The 18,828-nt window shown below is 51.8% G+C and carries 16 protein-coding genes; 10 read left to right on the top strand and 6 right to left on the bottom strand.

The window, feature by feature from the left end:
• The first annotated feature begins 58 nt into the window (after positions 1-58).
• The gene (locus CRP01_RS09480; RefSeq protein ID WP_099149788.1) at positions 59-1,462 is read left to right on the top strand and encodes a hypothetical protein; all 1,404 of its coding nucleotides are present in this window, start codon (positions 59-61) and stop codon (positions 1,460-1,462) included.
• A gap of 489 nt (positions 1,463-1,951) precedes the next feature.
• On the opposite strand, the gene CRP01_RS09485 is transcribed toward CRP01_RS09480, so the two are convergent.
• Positions 1,952-2,776 (bottom strand): DUF6597 domain-containing transcriptional factor, encoded by an 825-nt coding sequence (locus CRP01_RS09485; protein ID WP_099149789.1) that lies wholly within the window; start codon positions 2,774-2,776, stop codon positions 1,952-1,954.
• A gap of 836 nt (positions 2,777-3,612) precedes the next feature.
• On the opposite strand from CRP01_RS09485, the gene CRP01_RS09490 reads away from it, so the two are divergent.
• Positions 3,613-4,521 carry an AraC family transcriptional regulator gene (locus CRP01_RS09490; RefSeq protein ID WP_099149790.1) on the top strand — a complete coding sequence of 303 codons (909 nt, stop codon included), beginning with the start codon at positions 3,613-3,615 and terminating at the stop codon, positions 4,519-4,521.
• Between the two features lie 18 nt (positions 4,522-4,539).
• Here the strand turns inward: CRP01_RS09490 and CRP01_RS09495 are convergent, their stop codons facing one another.
• Positions 4,540-5,418, bottom strand: a complete 879-nt coding sequence (locus tag CRP01_RS09495) for a sugar phosphate isomerase/epimerase family protein (protein ID WP_099149791.1) — start codon at positions 5,416-5,418, stop codon at positions 4,540-4,542.
• Between the two features lie 70 nt (positions 5,419-5,488).
• Positions 5,489-5,998: a DUF3124 domain-containing protein gene (locus CRP01_RS09500; protein WP_099149792.1), complete on the bottom strand. Its 510-nt coding sequence runs from the start codon at positions 5,996-5,998 to the stop codon at positions 5,489-5,491.
• Between the two features lie 139 nt (positions 5,999-6,137).
• On the opposite strand from CRP01_RS09500, the gene CRP01_RS09505 reads away from it, so the two are divergent.
• The 5 genes from CRP01_RS09505 to CRP01_RS09525 all read left to right on the top strand — a co-directional run bounded on the left by CRP01_RS09505 (position 6,138) and on the right by CRP01_RS09525 (position 10,636).
• Positions 6,138-6,776 (top strand): 3-keto-disaccharide hydrolase, encoded by a 639-nt coding sequence (locus CRP01_RS09505; RefSeq protein ID WP_099149793.1) that lies wholly within the window; start codon positions 6,138-6,140, stop codon positions 6,774-6,776.
• A gap of 50 nt (positions 6,777-6,826) precedes the next feature.
• The gene (locus tag CRP01_RS09510) at positions 6,827-8,167 is read left to right on the top strand and encodes a sulfatase-like hydrolase/transferase (protein ID WP_099149794.1); all 1,341 of its coding nucleotides are present in this window, start codon (positions 6,827-6,829) and stop codon (positions 8,165-8,167) included.
• A 170-nt stretch (positions 8,168-8,337) separates the two neighbouring features.
• Positions 8,338-8,853, top strand: coding sequence for a flavin reductase family protein (locus CRP01_RS09515; protein WP_099149795.1), 516 nt, complete (start codon positions 8,338-8,340; stop codon positions 8,851-8,853).
• 24 nt (positions 8,854-8,877) lie between these two features.
• On the top strand, positions 8,878-9,594 hold the full coding sequence (locus tag CRP01_RS09520) for an endonuclease III domain-containing protein (RefSeq protein WP_099149796.1): 717 nt from the start codon (positions 8,878-8,880) through the stop codon (positions 9,592-9,594).
• Positions 9,595-9,841: 247 nt separating this feature from the next.
• A complete protein-coding gene (locus tag CRP01_RS09525) occupies positions 9,842-10,636 on the top strand; it encodes an SDR family NAD(P)-dependent oxidoreductase (protein ID WP_099149797.1) in 795 nt (264 codons plus the stop codon).
• A 100-nt stretch (positions 10,637-10,736) separates the two neighbouring features.
• Here the strand turns inward: CRP01_RS09525 and CRP01_RS09530 are convergent, their stop codons facing one another.
• A complete protein-coding gene (locus tag CRP01_RS09530; RefSeq protein ID WP_394337759.1) occupies positions 10,737-11,477 on the bottom strand; it encodes a 3-keto-disaccharide hydrolase in 741 nt (246 codons plus the stop codon).
• Positions 11,478-11,836: 359 nt separating this feature from the next.
• On the opposite strand from CRP01_RS09530, the gene CRP01_RS09540 reads away from it, so the two are divergent.
• Positions 11,837-14,572: an MGH1-like glycoside hydrolase domain-containing protein gene (locus CRP01_RS09540; RefSeq protein WP_099149800.1), complete on the top strand. Its 2,736-nt coding sequence runs from the start codon at positions 11,837-11,839 to the stop codon at positions 14,570-14,572.
• A gap of 76 nt (positions 14,573-14,648) precedes the next feature.
• Here CRP01_RS09540 and CRP01_RS09545 read toward each other — a convergent pair whose 3' ends face one another.
• Positions 14,649-15,203, bottom strand: a complete 555-nt coding sequence (locus CRP01_RS09545; protein WP_099149801.1) for a PepSY-associated TM helix domain-containing protein — start codon at positions 15,201-15,203, stop codon at positions 14,649-14,651.
• Between the two features lie 255 nt (positions 15,204-15,458).
• Entirely contained in the window at positions 15,459-15,989 is a 531-nt protein-coding gene (locus tag CRP01_RS09550; RefSeq protein WP_099149802.1) for a DinB family protein, read from the bottom strand.
• Between the two features lie 616 nt (positions 15,990-16,605).
• Between CRP01_RS09550 and CRP01_RS09560 the strand changes: the two genes are divergently transcribed.
• Together CRP01_RS09560 and CRP01_RS09565 are read left to right on the top strand one after the other, a co-directional pair.
• On the top strand, positions 16,606-17,496 hold the full coding sequence (locus CRP01_RS09560; RefSeq protein WP_099149804.1) for a hypothetical protein: 891 nt from the start codon (positions 16,606-16,608) through the stop codon (positions 17,494-17,496).
• An 81-nt stretch (positions 17,497-17,577) separates the two neighbouring features.
• Positions 17,578-18,807 carry an agmatine deiminase family protein gene (locus CRP01_RS09565; protein WP_099149805.1) on the top strand — a complete coding sequence of 410 codons (1,230 nt, stop codon included), beginning with the start codon at positions 17,578-17,580 and terminating at the stop codon, positions 18,805-18,807.
• Positions 18,808-18,828: the final 21 nt, after the last annotated feature.

An 18,828-nucleotide genomic window follows, 5' to 3' on the forward strand; every position in this document is an offset into this window, starting at 1 on the left:
TTTGGTCCGTCTATCCGACTGCTCCAATAAACGAAAACGTCCCAAGTGGTAAGCTGTCATGAGAAACCAATTGCAAAAATTTACGCAGTTCGCCAATACCCTGCTCCCCCACGAGACGGAGTACCTGCTGGCGACCCAGCAGTTTCAGGACGAGAAGCGGCTGGAGATCCTGCGATTGGTCGATTACAACGCCCACCACATTGAGCAATTCACGCCCTACGATACCGGGATCGATAAACGCAAATACAACCACCTTAAAAACTGGATCCGGGAACGACTGAAGACCGTGGATGTGGACGAGCAGTTTAACTGGATGCTCGAAATGGAACAGCAGATCGCCACGGATACCATTCAGACGGCAGAAGAAAAGGAACTGCTGCGGGCCATACGCTCCTACCAGCATCCGGCATTTTTCTTCACCAAGTTCTACGAACTGATCGAACAGTACCGCCATTTTCTGCTGATCCGCCTGCGGTACGCCGACCACCAACTGGTGGACGAGTTCCTGAACACCTACCGTGAAGATTACCGGCACAATAAAGGGGTTAACGAAAAACTGCACGAGGTCACGCTCGATATCGTGGGGCAATATTCGGGCAAGCAGGCGGAATCCAGTCAGTGGACGGACTGGCTCTCCGAAGTGTTCTACGACGAGCGGGTGGACGGCCTCAACCGCTACCTGGCGTTGGTTCGCTTGGTGTTCATCAGCCATAACTACCGGAAGTACGATCTGCTGCGGGAAAAATTCGACCACCTGGACCGGCAATTCTCCCGCGGCATCTATTACTCCAAGCGTCTGCTGCTGAACTACTACAGCAACCGACTGATGCTACATTCGAATTTCCGGGAATACGACCGCGCCGTTTATTTCGGTTACCTGTCTATCCGGTCCAAGAATCACGATTATCTGTTCTACGTCAATAACCTCTGTGCGGTGCTGTTGCGGCTGCAACGCTATCAGGAAGCCCTGCAACTGATCCAGCAGGCCTCTCCCGAAGCCAAAAAGACCAAGAACTTCCACAACCGGGTCGGCTACGTGGCCTTCTACATGGAAGCACTGAATAAAAACGGATTGTACAAAAACGCCGAAGGATACGGCGCCTCTTTTCTGAAGGCCTACGCGCGGGAGGTCATCCAGTATCGCTGGCATTTGTTCTTCTCCGTCTACCTGGAAGCCCTGGTGCGCCGGGGCCAGTTTGAAGCGCTGTTGCGCACGGCCCAGAAATACAAATTACCGGAACTGGACAAAGCCTACCGGTCCAATGCGGCCTACCTGCCGGATATTCCGCTCTACATTCTGGGAGCCGAGTACAAAGAGGGCCTGATCTCCCGCAAAGCCCTATTGGATAGCGTCCGTGAATACCTGGAGCAATACCAGAATGACGGAGAACGATTACCGGCCTTTAAAAAGCTACTGATGGAAATAAAAAGCTGGCTGCCGGAAGTAGCCACGTTGTTGTGAGGTTTATCCGGCAACCAAGCTACCCCTAATTTCCTGTTACCCATTCCTTATCAACTTCCTTCGGGGTAAGCAATCTCTCCTGTGAGGGCCGGGCAGCTTAGAACTACGGCCCGGCAGAAACCAGAAATCGACAACGATGGCTATGCGGCTTTTTGGGGTTATTTTGCATAAATGCCAAAACGGAGGGTACAGTATCCGGGAACATGTTTTCGCTAGTGTTTAAAAATCCATTTATTGTCCCTCCCCGGTACCGTACCCTCATTTTATTGATACGCAAACAGCTTTAAATTATTCATGGGGTCATAATCGTACGAAACGGTAAATCCGCCTAGTTAATTCATGTTGAGATACTTGAATTGTAGAGAGAAGATGGTAGAGCGTAGAGAGACTGCAACCGTTAAAATGAGCGATTTTGCTCCATTTTAACGATAGGTAATACCTTTACCCGCTACTCTATACCTTCTACCTAAGGTTGCATAGTAACTCAGATTAATTATCCAATACGGGATTTGCGACATACTGATCCCGTTGCTTGCTGAACCTACCCGGCATGATTTCCAGGTAGTCCTTGAACTCCCGCATAAAATGGGATGGATCGGAAAATTCCAGATCATAAGTCAATGGGGACATAGCCTGCGTGCCCGTCTGCACGTATTTCTGTAAGGCATTTCTCCGGGACGGCCGGATGTATTCACTAACCGTGACCCCGTACGGGTGCCTGAACTCCCGTTGCAACCGATGGTTGCCGATCGGCATCGTCGAAGATACCTGCTGGTAGTCGTTCATGCCCGCCAGTTTCCGGATCTGCTTCATCGACTGATAGGTGTAATCACAAGACTGTTCGTTGAATTCCATTTGACGCCGCAGGTATTCCTCGGCCAGCAGCAACTGTGCCGGTCGCTCTTCCAGATCCCGGATCCGGCTGCAGAAATCCTTCAGGCTCCGGCCCAGCACGGTAATACCGTTTGTAAAGGAGGACAGAAATTCCGAGGGCAGTACCCCGAAGATATTGCGAATACCGTCCGGATACAATCGAATACCGAAAACGTCAACCAGGTTGGAAACCTGCACTTCGCAGGACTGGGTATACCGACCGGCCAGCGCGAGATCGGCGGAAGTATCCCAAGCTCCGTCATCCAGGCTCAGTGTATCGTGCTGGTTCGAAAGGTGTACGATCAGTTCGATACAACCGTTGGGCGCCACCGAACTTCGGATATTCGGGGTTTCGTCCAGGTCAAACTGCCCGAACCAGAAAGAATGCACAAAGGGTTTTAGGTCAGGAGCGGGTCGGTGTTCAGAAATCGCCAGGTTCATGATGCTAAAATTAGGGTAGCTTTTGAAAAATAAGACCTGCGGCCTTTTGCCGCAGATCCTGTGCTAGTTATGCAATTAGTTTGTTTATGCCGCTTCTAGGTGATTATGGAGTATCATTTCCACCAATGATAACAGACCATCCTTCTTCACGTTGATCAATTAGTCGGTGTCGACCACTGTTTCGATCTGTCAAATCTTGCTGAAACTCCATCTTTCTGGATGTTGGTATAAATGTAGGGGCAAGTGGCCGGAATTCCTCGGGCTCTTTATTGGATGGCCAGTTCTGGTGAGTAAACAGCCATCGCACTTCCTTCAATCCTTTCTTCCCGGGATTTTCCGGCCGATGTGTTCACCTTTACAGTTTCCTACCGGCCCGGCCGAAGGCAGTTCTTTATTTATTTTCCGGCGGGCATGGAATTGCTACCATACCTCTTCGATCCGGAAAATGATTTCTACTTAAAAAGGATAATTTTATAATGCCTCAGGAAGGTTGGCCCCGGGGAATTCAACGGATGTTTCCAGAGCAGGTTCTGTGCAATGAGATGGGTGGTTTAAACCGCTGGGATGGGAGACAAAAAAGCCCATCTTAGTTTCAGATGGGCTTCTACAATTCTATTAACTAGACATCAATTACAATCATGTTGGACTGAGGGGGACAATTATTTGCTAAATTAGACATCAAAATCCAGACCTAATTGAAGGATTCTGCCAAAAAGGTGAACAATACTTGCAAAACCTCCGTTAATCTGATATTTGCAGGAGTTTAATTTGATATACTGCCAAATAAACTGATCTTTATTTGGCATTTGTTATTGTAAGCAAAAATTTGTTCCAAAATGGAGCTACCCAAGAACATACTGAAAGGCAGGAAGTTGCAAACACTGGTCGAGAATCAGACGACCTACACCGTCCGAAATGCGGCGATGCATGTCTTCGAAACCCACCAGCAGGCCGAGCAGGTTTTGCTCCAGTTTGACCAACCGGTACTAGCCAGTATGTTCCAGGGAAAAAAGGTGATGCACCTGCGCGAACACCAGCCCTTCAACTTCCTTCCCGGCGAATCGCTCATTCTACCTTCCAACGAATTGATGTGTATTGATTTTCCCGAAGCGGAGATGGACAACCCAACCCGTTGTCTGGCCATGGCTATCTCCGAGGAGAAAGTCCGGGAGGTGATCATGATCATGAATGAGACCCTGCCCAAAGCAGACGAGCGCGAGTGGTGCTTCATGGATTACAACTTCCATTTCACCAACGATCCGGGGATCTACCAGATCATTCAGCGGCTGTTGTTCCTGTTTTCCGAAAATCATCCATCCAAAGACCTGTTCGTGGATTTTACGCTCCGCGAGTTGATCGTTCGTATCCTGCAGGCGGACTCCCGCAAGATCTACAACGAAAAATCACTGCAGCTGAGCAGTAGCAACCGTCTGGCCTACGTGATCGAATACATCCGCCAAAATCTGAATAAGACCATCAGTGTGGAGGACCTCAGTCAGAAAGCCTGTATGAGCGAATCCAATTTCCACCGGGTCTTCAAAAATGAGCTGGGCGTTTCCCCCGTGGAGTTCATCAACAACGAGCGGATCAAACTGGCCGCCAGCCTGCTACAGGATCCGCGCAAGAAAGTGAAAGAAGTGTATATGGAGTGTGGCTTTGAAAGCCGCTCCTATTTCAATCGCATGTTCAAACGCAAGAAAAAAGTATCGCCCAAAGCCTACCAGACCATGTTCGGGCAACAATAACGCAACGATTTTTCCAACCTACCGTCCTTTCAAAAAATTCAGGCTGTCCTGCAGTGCTACTTCCGGATCTTGTACCAGGTCCTGTTCTACAAAGAAGTGCCGAACCCCGTTTTGCCGGGCGGCAGCGATGATATTATTCAGGTCCAGGATGCCTTTCCCGGCGGAAGTCATGTAGGGAAACAACTCAATCCACTGGCCGGAATCGTTCCCATCCCCGGAATAGTGTTTGAGTTCCTTCATATCCTTCAGGTGCATCAGGTGGTAGCGGCCCGGATAATCGTTCAGATAAGCCACCGGATCCGCCCCACCGGCCGTGGTCCAGTAAATATCCAGTTCGAAGAAGACCAGTTCCGGATCCGTGCCGTCCAGGATGATCCGTAGCGGGATCTGCCCGTCGACTTCCTGCAAGCCGTAACCGTGGTTGTGGTAGGCCAGTTTCAGGCCCGCCCGTTTGGCCGCAGCCCCGATCTCATTGAAGGTATCGGCCATCCTTTTGTAGTCATCCGGACTGGTTCTCCGGTCTTCGGGTATGGCCGGCAGACCGACGTAGGTAAAACCGATCTCCCCACCGGCCGCTCCCAGCGCCTCCATATGATTTTCCAGCGTATCCAGATCCGTATGAATGGAGGGCACCGTAATGCCGTTATCCGTCAGGATGGCCTTCACCTCGGCCGGAGTGTGACCGAAGTATCCGCTGCCGCTGAAGCCCAGCATAGGGGCCAGGGCGGTCCAGGAACTTTTCGCCGATTCCGAACTGAAGGGGAACGGCCCGAAAAGTTCTACCTCGTCGTAGCCCATCCGGCTCAGCATTTCAATGCTCTTACGAAAATCTTGTTCCAGCAATTTGGGAATAGAGAAGAGTTGGATGCCGACTCGTTTCAGATCTGGTGTATCCATAGTTGTATGATTAGCCGCTTTTTCCGGACAGTTGCCCGCCGGTGGTGTTGAAATTTTCAAACGTTTAGCGCTACCGGCGGATCCCGCGGGTAGTGAAAGAGATCCCCTGCTGCCCCGAGGTGGAGATCATGACCGCCTCGAAAAAGGGTTCGTGTATGTCCGGTTTGGTTGCCCACTCGAAGATGAAGTTACCGCCCGTTCCACCGACCTCATCCCCTTCGTCGATCACGATCTCGATCGTTTCCAGCGGCGCCACAAATACCGGGTGATCAAAATAGGTGCGGATCAGTTCGCCGTGCGTATCGTAATAATCCGAACGGAGGATAAAGACCGAATCGGTAGAACTAACATTGCGGATACTGACCGTAACGGTCAGGTTGTGGGTGCGTTCTTCCGTCACACTATAGATCTCGGAGTAGACCGAAAGATAGGAACTTCCCCGGGTAAGACTATCCGATGCCGGCAGACTGATACTTCGCTTCTGCCAGTTTACGGGATCGATCGAACTGATCTTTTTTTCTTCTTCACAGCCTAACAGCAGAAAAACGATCAGGAACAGGGGAAAAAAATATACTTTCATACGGCCTCGCTTTTACGGGAATAAGAGATGAAGGCAAAGATCAGTAAAATTGGTGATTTGTTGCCTATCCAAACGCAGTCTGCACCAATTGCGGCCGACACGGGCCAACATTATACAACACGATATAAAACGATCCGGTATGAAATACCCCCACTATGCCCTCCTCTTTTTGCTCTTCGCCCTGGCCTGCGGGCAGGAAGACCAATCTGCTTTTACGCCCCTATTCGACGGAACAAGCTGGCAGGGATGGGAAGGCGCTAAGGACTTCTTTCGCATCGAGGACGGCGCCATTGTAGCCGGAAGTGCGGAGCGCAACATCCCGATGAATCAGTTCCTCTGCACCGAACGGGAATACGAGGATTTTGAATTGCGGATGAAGGTAAAATTCACTTCGCGGGAAAACAATGCGGGGATCCAGTTCCGCAGTCGCCGCATCCCGAATGATCACGAGGTGATCGGTTATCAGGCCGATGTCGGTTTTCTGCCCGATCGCCCGGTGTGGGGTTCCCTTTACGACGAATCCCGCCGGAAACGCTTTCTGATCGAAGCCTCCCCGGCGGCTGTAGAGGCGGCGCTGGATGCCGAAGGCTGGAATGACTACCGGATCTATTGCCGGGGACCGGAAATCAAATTCTGGCTCAACGATCAACTGGTACTGGAATACGAAGAGACCGAGGCCGACATCGCCCGCACGGGATCCATCTGCGTACAGATCCACGGCGGGCCGGCCGCCGAGGCCTGGTATAAGGATATTGAGATCCGCACTTTGCCGGAGTAGATCGCTCCTTAGCCCAACTTTCGCAATTCCCCAAGTCCGAAATTCTAACCATGTCTAAACAGCATTTATCTACCTGCCTCCTCCTGATTACCACGCTGCTCACGGCCTGCCAAGATCAGGACCACCCGAGCGACAACACGGCACCGCCCAACATCATCCTCATCATGGCCGATGATCTGGGGCACGCCGGCATCGGGTGCTTCGGCAACGAAGAGATCCAAACGCCCAACCTGGACCGCATGGCGGCCGGGGGTATTCGCTTCACCAATTTTTACGCCAACAGCACGGTTTGCACCCCCACCCGTGCGGCCCTGCTCACCGGACGCTACCAGCAACGGAGCGGCATGGAAGGGGTGATTTACGTCAAAGGGCCTACACGAGAAGTGGGTATGTCACCGGCGGAGATCACCGTCGCCGAACTGTTAGGCGAACGTGGATACGCTACGGGGATCATGGGTAAATGGCACCTCGGCTACCAGCCGTCCTTCTTTCCGACCGAGCAGGGTTTCGACGAGTTTTACGGCTATGTGAGCGGAAATATTGATTTTCATTCGCATTACGACAATGCCGGAATTTACGACTGGTGGCACGATCAGGACAGTCTGGTGGAAGAGGGTTACGTGACGGACCTTATCACCCGGCACGCCCTGGATTTCATTGAAAAAAATAAGGACCAACCTTTCTTCCTCTATATTCCGCACGAAGCACCCCACGCCCCTTATCAGGGCAGAAATGACCTAGGTTATCGCTTTCCGGGAGAAGAATTCTCGTACTACGGGCCGGTAGAAGACAAAGATGCGACCTACCGCGAAATGGTCGAAGTGATGGACGAAGGCATCGGAAAGATTATCGACCGCCTGCAACAACTCCAGCTGGATAAAAATACGGTAGTCGTTTTCATTTCCGATAACGGTGCCGAACGCGACTACGGCCATAACGGTTCGCTGCGGGGTTGGAAAACCAACCTGTTTGAGGGCGGGATCCGGGTGCCCGGCATCGTCTGGTGGCCCGGTCGGATCGCCAACAGGACAGTGGAGCAGGCGGTGATGAGCTTTGACTGGATGCCGACCTTCCTGTCGCTGTCCGGCACGCCCCTACCCGAGGACCTGGAACTAGACGGGCAGGACCTGTCCGCATTATTGCTGGAAAACGAGCCTTTACCCCAGCGTCCCTTATTCTGGCGCTACCGCAAGCAAAAGGTGATCCGTGACGGCGAATGGAAATTACTCGTCGATCAGGATAATGGCAGTATGCTTTTCAATCTGCAGGAGGATCCAAACGAAACGACCGACCTCGCTCCCGATCATCCCGAAACCGTCCGGGACCTCAGCGAAAAACTGGCTGCCTGGGAACGGGAAATGGATACCGGCCGGGAGATGATCACCAACTGAACCGGGTAAACTTCCGGTTGATCCTACACAAAAGCTATACATGAAAATTCCGCGACCGGGATCCCCCGCTCCAACGGATATATTTCCTTTTGATCCAAAAAACAATGAACATCAGCAGCTTATATGAGTTTAAAAGGTGACCCCAACTACAAAAAATCAAAACTCATACCATGCACGCGATTGATCAGGTCATCCAGAAATTCACCTACGGACACTATATAGTTACTGCCCTTAAACCGGGCGATGAATTAAAAACCCGGGAAAAGGACTACATCGCCGCGGGTACCGTCAACTGGCTTACCCAGCTCTCTTTTGAACCTCCCATGATCGGGGTGGCTATTGGCCAAAAATCCGATCTGAACGAAACCATTGACTACAGTCAGCATTTTACGGTCCATTTATTGGGACCGGATCAGAAAGGCTGGATCGAGCGGTTTTCCGGAGATTCCAAAATTGAGGACGGCCGCATCAACGGGGTGCCTTTCGAAAAGCAGGACCACGCCCTGATCCTGGAAGACACCCTGGGCTATCTGATCTGCAAACTCGAAAAAAGCACCAATACCGGTGATCATACACTACATATCGGCCAGGTGATCAAGGCTACTTTGTTCAACGAAGACCAGGCGCCGATCTGTACCAAAGACCAGGCTCCTAAATACACCCAGGCCGCCGCGGAAACGCATTAACAAAACGCACAGAGACTCTCTCCTATGAGCAAGACAAAAATTCCATCCATTGCGACCGCAACGGACCAGCGGAAACGAGCGCTTGCCGTCAGCTATATCCTACAGGAAGCTTACGGTGCGCCTTTCCGCTTTTTTAGTGATAAGGACCCTGTCAGCCAGATGGTATCCGCACTCCTCTCCCACCGCACCAAAAATGCCGTATCCCGGGATGCGTACCACGCGCTTGTGGGCCGCTATCCGGAATGGGAAAACGTGATCACCGCTCCTACCGAAGAGGTACAAGCCACCATCCAGATGGTTACTTTTCCCGAAGTGAAGGCTCCGCGCATCCAGCAGGCGCTTCTTTACCTGCAGGAAAACTGTGAACTCTCTCTCGATTTTTTGGCAGATATGAGTGTCCCGGAAGCCCGCGCCTGGCTCGAAAAGATCCCCGGGATCGGGGCCAAGACCAGTGCGGCCATTCTCAATTTCAGTCGACTGCATATGCCGGCACTGGTCGTTGATACGCATCACCTGCGGGTAGCTCAGCGGATTGGGATCATTCCGCCAAAATGTTCGCTGGATAAAGGCGCCCGCCTCCTGGCATCCTACCTTCCGGACGACTGGACCGGGCAACAGGTTTACGATGATCATCAGGGTTTTATGCGACACGGCCAACGGGTTTGCCACTGGCAGCAGCCCAATTGTAGCGTGTGCATTGTACGGGATCAATGTGATTATTTCCAAAACAAGAAAGCATAGTAAATAGTATTCCTTACTGAAACTGACCTACTCCATTCATTGTATACGCACCTTTCCACCTTTCTTGCAAACACCATGATTGGAGCACGCCCGTCAACCTAACGGCTTTATCCAATCCGTCAGGGTTAATTTTACTCAAGTCCCCCCGGGCGGGCAAATTATTCCCCCCACCTTCTCCATCCATTCTTTTGAATAGCCATTTTTTCTTACTTTCTTCCAGTTCCTTTTTTAAAGCAAAACGAAGATCATGGAACTAGAACTAAAAGATAAAGTAGCCGTCATTACCGGCGGCAGCAACGGGATCGGACTGGCCGTAGCCAAAGGGCTGGCCAAAGAAGGCGTACACCTGGCCCTCTGCGCCCGCAATCCGGAACAACTGAAACTGGCAGCAGTGGAGATCACGGCCACCTATCCGGTGCAGGTGATCACCAAGGCGGTGGATGTGACCGTCCCCCAGCAGATCACAGCCTTTGTCGCTCAGATCGAAGACACCTTCGGCGGAGCGGACATCCTGATCAACAACGCCGGTACCGGCAGCAACGAAAAGATCGCCACCGCCGAGGACGAGCAATGGCAGTATTATTGGGATCTGCACGTCATGGCCGCCGTACGGCTTTCCCGGAGCCTGATGCCGTACATGGCGGAACGGGGCGGTGGGGTCATCCTCAACAACTCCTCCATTTGCGCCAAACAACCGCTCGGCTACGAGCCGATTTACAATACGACCAAAGCGGCGCTTTCCATGTTCTCCAAATGTCTGGCCAACGAGTGTATCCCCATGAATATCCGGGTAAATACCATTAATCCGGGGCTCATTCTGACCAAGGACTGGCGGAAATCAGCGGAAGCCCTGTCCAAAGAGCAGGGCATCACCGCCCGGGAATACCTCGATAATATCGCCCGGGAGAATACACCGATCGGCCGTTTTGCAAGTCCGGAAGAACTGGCTGACTTTTTTGTCTTTATGTGCTCCCCGCGGGCCAGCTATTGCGTAGGATCTTCCTACTACGTAGACGGCGGCTGGCTGAAAGTGGTGGAATAGAGCAGCCCAGTTGGGTAACAACACACGAAGGGCCGCTATGCAGTTTAGTTAAACCACTTAGCGGCCCTTCGCATTCCGGAAAAATATTCCGGATGTTTTCCTAAAAATCCGTATTTGCCTGCTGCAGGTCCAGTTCTTTGATCCAGATATTCCGGTAGAGGACATTATGGCCTTCGGCCTGTAATTTGAGGCCACCCGGCCTGTCGGTGATGCCTTTGCCCCCGTCGTTCCCTCCGTCTAATCCGGAGTTCGGGCCGCCCCATACCTGATTGATGGATTGATTGACGTGTACCTTCTGTCCGTTGAAGTAAACGGTTACCAGGGGCTTTTCGGTGAGTTTGCCGTTCTCAAAACGGGCCGCCCGGAAGACAATATCGTAGGCGTTCCATTTGCCCAGTCCGTTGTAAGCGTAATAGGGCGATTCCGTTTCATTGATCACCGCGGCTAGTCCGTGACTGGTAGAATCGCCGTCCAGCACCTGGATCTCGTAGCGGTTCTGCAGGTAGACTCCGCTGTTTCCTCCTTCATTTTCAATGAGGAACTCCACGTGCAGGCGGAAATCCCGGAATTTCTTTTTGGTCACCACATCGGCAGCGCCGTATTTGCCGCCGGCCGCCGCCGGATCATTGCTGTTCATTACCTTGCCTTTTCCAACGGGGTCCTTCACCATTTCCCATTTGATGGGTAGCGATGCAGCCAGGCGCGGGCCGTCCCAGTAGGTCCATTTCCGGTGGAGCATTTTCTTTTTCCCGTTAAAAAGGACTTCGGCGTCTTTGGGAGCTTTGGCCCCCACCCCGATCTGAGCGCTCAGTGGCTGTGCGAGGCAGAGCAGGGACAGCATAAGGGCGTAGGCCAGGGAAGTGCATGTTGTCTTTGTCATGTTGGTCTTCGTTTTTTTACGTCAAGTGGTAAATATCGCTCTTATGGACATTTTTTGCAAAATAACAGAGTCGGGACTTGGGACTTGGAGAGGGGGTGATGGGGAGAGGGGGTGATGGGGAGATAGCGGGAGCTTCACCCCATCTCCTCGTCTCCAAGTCTCCTTGTCTCCTTGTCTCCTTGTCTCCTTGTCTCCTGGTCTCCTTGTCTCCAAGTCTTGTCATTCTCATTCTGTCCACTAATTAGCGACTTGCGTCAAATATAGACTACAAAATGCAAAGAACTATTTTATCCGTCCTACTTCCACTCCTAATTTGTGGTATGGCCATTCCAGCTTTCAACCAGGCAAAGATAGATGCGGACTATCTGGAGTCCCTGCGGTACAGTCACGATCTCCGCCTGCCCGACTGGGGGCCGTATACCAAAAAGTACATCGGGGTCTCCCACATCTCGGATCACGAGCAGGGTATCCGCTTCGACCTGAGTGTTTTCCCCGGTTTTTACCGCCGGAAAGTGACCGTGCCCAATGTTTTTTACGAATCCGGATTCCATCCCTGGGAAGCTTCTCCCAATCTGGAATATTTTTCCTTCCGGCACGAGCTCGAATGGAAGGACCGGGTCTACACCGATGTCGCCTACACCGAGATCGACGATCAGTCGCGGCTGGTGCGGATCGATGCCGTGAACAATACCGATGCCCCCCAGAGTATCGTACTCCATCTGATGGGATCGATCCATTTTCCTTCCATTCGGGAATATCAGCCCCATACACCGATCGAACTGGCCCGGGTGAAACTGCCCGCCGGGGGGCTGTGGGTAGACGCAGTTGATTATCAAAATATTCACTTTACCAAAAGTAGCCCAAAGGATAATCTGGTGACCGACGGTAAAATGCTCGGCGAGATCCGCGACCACGGTCTGGTCAACGGCAACGGGCTGGCTAATAACTTCGGGGCGCGGGCCGGGGACCGGGTGGCGTACAGTATACCGGTGACGGAAAACCTGGCGGATGCCGTACTGATCGTGCGCTACCAGCTCCCCGAAAACGAAACGACCTCCTTCCAGCTCGACGGCCTAAGCCGAGAAAGCATCCAATTAGAGGGGAAGGGCGACTTTGCCCTTAAGCGCATCGAACTGGGCAAACTTTCGGCCGGCACCGCTCCGCTTTCCCTGACGGCTCAGGGCGGCTCCGGGGTTACTCTGGACGGATTTGCTATTCTGGAAAGTTCCCGGGCGGATCAATTGGAGATCGAGGCCGTCGAATGGGATCCCGTACCGGAGATACTGGAAGGCCCCGTAGCGAACTCCCTCATCCTAAAATACAAAAATATCGATGCTTACTACGGGCTCTACTGGGACTATGCCGATTACCAAATCCGGCAATGGAACTTTAAGGACCTGGGCGATGAGTTCAAACGCATGGTGAACGAGCACGTTGCCACCGAATTTTTTGACGGTACCAAGGGCCATTTTACCAATGTCTTTCTGCGGCCGATCGCCCTGCAACCCCATGAAACCCGCACCATCAACGGATTGGTTTGCACGGGAAGCCGGGAAGCCGTCAGCGAGCGACTGGCGAAGGCCGGCGCAATTGATAAAGAAGCCGTTTACCAGGCAGCCCGCGAACACCTCGTTGACTACCAGGCGGTACCCGCGGGCGAACGCTATCTTTTCAGTCAGGACCGCATGGCCGCCAACGTGATCTGCAATGTCGTCTATCCGGTCTACACCCAGCGCCAGTATATCCGGCACCATGCCCCCGGGCGCTGGTGGGATTGCCTCTACACCTGGGATGCCGGATTCATCGGTATTGGTCTGAGTCAACTGGATATCCAGCGGGGGATCGAAAACCTCAATGCTTACCTGAACGAGACGGACGAGCAATCTACCTTCATCCACCACGGATCCACGGTGCCGGTGCAACACTACCTGTTTCAGGAATTATGGAACAAGACCCAGTCCGATGCCGTCGCCGCCGAATTCTACCCCAAGCTGAAGCGCTACTACGAATTTATGCTGGGCAAATACGGCAGTTCCTCCACCCGAAACATGAAGTCGAACCTGCTGCGTCCGTGGGATTACTTTTACAATTCCGGCGGCTGGGATGACTACCCTCCGCAAAAACACGTCCGCTACCAGCAACTTAACCGTACCGTGACTCCCGTGGTCACCACGGCCCACAGCATCCGGATCGCCAAGATCCTTAAACAGGCTGCGCTTCATTTAGGGAAAAAAGCTGATGTGAAAATTTTGGATGAGGAAATCAAAATGCTATCTGATGCTTTGCAGGAGTACGCCTGGGATCCGGAGACGAATTACTTCGGCTACGTCCAACACGACGAAAACGGTCAACCGCTGGGTATTCTGAAATACGAAGACAAGATCAATTACAATATGGGGCTGGGCGGCGCCTATCCCCTATTCTCGGGTATCTGCACGGATGAACAGCAGGCCGCCATTCTGGAACATCTGAAAACCAAAGGAAAGATCTGGTCGGATGTAGGACTATCGGCCGTTGATCAGAGCGCCCCTTACTACTCCAAAGAAGGCTACTGGAACGGAACGGTTTGGATGCCCCACCAGTGGTTTTACTGGAAGACTATGCTGGACCTGGGCGAAGCGGATTTTGCCTGGCGGATCGCCCACACGGCTCTGGAGGTCTGGAAACGGGAGACGGAAAAGACTTACAATTGTTTTGAACATTTCATCATCGAAACGGGTACTGGGGCCGGCTGGCACCAGTTTTCCGGGCTTTCCAGTCCAGTATTGTCCTGGTTCAGCGCCTATTTTCGACCGGGCAATCTGACTACCGGTTACAACATTTGGATTGAGCGGCAGGAATGGGCTGCAGATAAAAGCGGACTGGAAGCGGAACTGCAATTGCTGGAAAAAAGCGATAGTCCACTCTCTTTAGTGGTCTGTCTGGATCCCGATCAGCAGTACCGGGTACTGTGGAACGAACGGGAAATCCCCCACCGCCAGCTCCACGCCGGCACCCTGAGTATCACCTTCACTCCGGGCAAAGCCAAAGGCACACTCCGGGTAGAAAAGATCTGATCAAAACCCGGCAGCCGGACGGTAACACCTACCGTCCGGCTGCCGGGATCGGACAATTCCGAAGCTGGCTTCACTATTATTTAGATCGCCGCATCACCCGCGGACCGTACCACAACCAGAAACCGGTAAGGGAAAAGGTGATGAGGGCAAGTGCCATCACGGAGGTATAGAAAAGTTTGATATAACCGCCGTCCACTTTCAGACTTCGATCCAGGATGCTCCCGTCGTGCAAGGCTTCCAGGAAGTCCGACCGGCGCAGCGCCACACTCAGCAGATCGCCATTCGTTGCATCCAGCTGCACCTCCCAGTAATGCGCGGTAAAGGTAAATTTCACTATCCCTTTGGACGGGCGGGCGTCAATGCGATCCAGTTCCGGATCCAGGCCGACATCCGCCGCCAGGAGGCTGCGCTGGGCAATAGCCCGCAAGCTATCCATCGGCATCCAGTTCGCCAGGTCGGTAGAAATACCCTTTTGTGTCTTGGGTAGAATATAGCCGTTGCTGTTCTTTTTCCAACCCAGGAAAAGACCGCTAAAGGCAATTATCAAAAAAAGGACGAAGAGTGCAATGCCGGTAGCCCGATGTACTTTTCTCACTCCCCGGAGCAGGGAAGCATGTGATTTACGATCCATGCAAACAGTGTATCATTTCAGCGTTCCGCAAAGCCCGCAAGATAAGATTAAGGCTTTACATTCCCGTTTATACCTGAAGCGAAATGGTTCGGGATTTTCCCAAACCAATTTTACGACAGTATAAATCGGGAATTACTGCTGTGTCGGCCGGAAGTCAGGGTTTCGGGTTTAGCGTAAAAGTACGGTGGGAAACAGACGCAAAGATATCCTAAAGGCCATGGCTTGTGTCTGTTTCCTGCGAACGGTAAATAGTGATCAGAAGAGTTTTTCCTGCGGTGGGGTCACGCCCGCCAGCCGCAGATAAACGGTAGTCTGGCCCCGGTGGTGGGTCTGGTGTTCGAACCCTTTGGCCAGCGCCATCTTTCTGGACATTTCAAAACGGCCGAATAGCGTCACCTTTTCGCCCATTTTTGCCGGATCGGAATCCTTGATCGCATTGATGATGAAATCGTAGCCGTCGGTTACCAGTTTGATCACATTGGCTTTCGACTGGTCTTCTACTTTTTCGTTATCGCCGAAACCGGAAGGACTCTCCACGCCGAGCGCATTGGCAGCGAAACCGTAATTGCCGTCCGTCAGGTGAAGCATCTGCTGGGCAAAGCTGCGCATTTCCGGAGTCGGTTGCAGGGAATAGCTTTCTTCCGGCATGGCTTCCATATATTCCAGCGTATAGGCTTTTGCCCGTTCCCAGTCTACGATTAGGGTGGAGTTATCGGTTTGGGCCAGCGCAAAATTGGCCGTGATCATCAAAGCAAAAAGCGTTGAAAAAGTCGGTGTGATTCTCATATTCAGGAGTTTTGGTTATTGGATAAAATCAACTTGGTCTGGTTCAACGGCCGATCAGCACGATAATCTTCGCTGGTGCCGGGGGATCAATGGTTCCACCGGCTATTCGATACCTCCGGTTTCTCCGAACCGGATCATTAACAAACAATCGGACCGCAATGGCAGGAATTCATGTGGCACCCAACATTACACAAATTGTAATTTTTATTTGATAAAATCAACTTTTTATTATCATCTTTTATTCTTCATCCCATTGGGGTGGGTAGGGCTGTTCCGTTCTCAAATTATTGAATATAAAAAATGGCAATTTCAATGGCAATTTCAATTTCAATTTCAATAACTCAAAATTAGGCGAAAAGGTCAAAATCGGAGCAGAAAGCTGCCTTTTGCTTGCTATTGCTATTGTGCTTGACATGGTGATTGAAAAATTCGTATTGCGTTTTTATAGAACTGAACAGCCCTGCCATTGGGGTGGGTGTAACCTGCTCCTACCGGAATGCGTAACAAGAATGAAAAGCGTCCCGGCCGGGATATCTCATTCATTAAGATCAGAAATTTTTATTTTGTGGAAATTTCACATTCATTACCAGAAGATACGCAAGAAACGCAGTCTAAAATGAGCTTAAGTCCCGAAGACAAAATCATTGTATGGATCATTTCACTGGGTATTGCCATCGGCCTGTTCCTCTACATCGGCGGCAACGTCAGCGGAGCCATTAAACCCTCTCCGGTGCTCGTGTCGGTGTTTATCGCCATTGGTTTTTCCGCCGCTATTTACCGCTTTTTGGGAGGTTTGTCCGAATCGGGCATGCGGATCGGGCCGGCCAAACTGGCGGGCACAGCGGCCGCCTTTCTGGCCATTACCTGGTTTCTGAACCAAAGTCTCGAAAAACAGTGGATCAGTACACCGGTATCGGTCCATGCCGCCCGGCTCTCGATCATCCCCAATGAGTGGTTCGCGATGGACAAAAATTCGGGCGAACCGGTCAAGGTAGATTTCGTTCTGAACGACAGTGTGGTGAGCTCCATTCCCGCGGGCATGCCCGACTTTGGCAATCGCCAGCTTATTCTGGAGCGAGCGGAAAATACCGGTTCCGCTTTTGCCTTTTCGATCAAAACCCACAACGGACAGGACAGTCTCCTGCTCGGCGGTATCAGCCAGGGCGAATTATCCAAGAACAAATTATTCAGTTCCTTTTCCGATAACAGCAGTATTCTTTTTACAAGTGATCTGGTGAAACCGGTGCAGGAGGTGGATATCGCTCCGGAATTGCCGTTTGTGATCCGTACCGGCGAATATACCCAAAACCTGACCCGCTTCGGTCTCATCGGCCGAAAAGACCGGAAAGTGCTGACCGCCAGCTCGATCTATCTGCGGGGTGGTAAGATATTCGAAGTCGCCGACCGGCTGTTCCTCATCATGATCACCCAGGTAGACCATACCCGGGCCGAGGAACTGGGAGGCCCCTACGCCAAATTTGGGATCATCGAACTAAATCCGAAATAGCGGATAGCCGACAAATTTATTCCCTCCGTTGGGAAAAAAGATATCGCGCGCATTGTCTTAAAATGAAATTAAGATCGCGCGATGAAAAACCAAACTTTACACCACCTTTTACCCGGGTATTTCCTTAGGTTGATCCCGGTACTTTTCCTGTTCTTTAGTGCCTGTAATGAGTTACCGGAATTCAATCCCGGCTACCAGCCTTTTGCTGATTTTGAAGAACAGGAGTCCACGCTGCTTTGCTGGAATAAAAAGCACCGGAATGTGCTCATCCCGGTCATCACCACTATCGCCCGCAAGGACCACGTTACCGTATTCTACAACGAAAAGAACCACAGTCCCAAGATCATTGAAATGGAACTGCTCCAGGCCCGGGCCAACCTGAGCAACATTACCTTTGAGCCTTACAATCTGGAAAAAGACAACATCTGGATCCGCGACTACGGTCCTTCTTTCCTCCAGGATGAAGCGGGCAATACCGTAGTGGTGGGCTTTCAGTACCCCCACCTGGCCATGAAGGATTACGATAATTTCAATACGCAATATTCCCAAAAGGGGAAAATGCCGTTTTTTAAAAGTGATATTTTCGGAGCCGGCGGTGGCCGGGAGATCAACGGCCAGGGAACGGTGATCCTCGTAGAGTCTTACGAAAAGGAGATCAATCCCGGACTGAACAAAGCGGAAATAGAAGCGGAATACCGGGAAAAATTCAATCAGGAAAATGTGATCTGGCTGCGACGCGGCATTCCCCAGGACGATTTTTTCGGGCACGGGCCGATCTACGAAAACGTATACGGCTACGGCGTATCCGGACATGTGGATGAATTCTGTCGATTCGCCGATGCCAACACCATTTTACTGGCGGAAGTGGATTCCAGCGATCTCAGTCGGGATTCTTTTTACTACCTGATCCGGGACCGGCTGGAGGAAAATTATCAGGTACTTTCCCAGGCAAAGGACCAGGACGGACAAGCCTTTAAGATCCTCCGGGTTCCCCAGGCTCCCGTACTCTTCGCCACGGCTCAGCTGGATTCCGTCGATATCATTTATACGCCGGTAACCAGTTATCTGAACTTTATTATTACGAATAGGCTGGTCATCATCCCGGCGTATTACCAGGAAGGAGATCCGGACTATGTACGGGAGAAGGACGAACAGGCCATGGCCGTTTTCAAAGCGGCTTTTCCCACCCGGGAAGTCTTTTCCGTCAATCCGGTCGACCTCAATTATGACGGTGGCGGATTGCATTGTATTACGCTACCGAAACACGGGAAGACCAGACCAAAAAAAATATTCAGAAAGCGCCTGATGTAGGTATCGTCATTCCGGTTGGCG

Source organism: Flavilitoribacter nigricans DSM 23189 = NBRC 102662, assembly GCF_002646595.1.
Taxonomy (GTDB): domain Bacteria; phylum Bacteroidota; class Bacteroidia; order Chitinophagales; family Saprospiraceae; genus Flavilitoribacter; species Flavilitoribacter nigricans.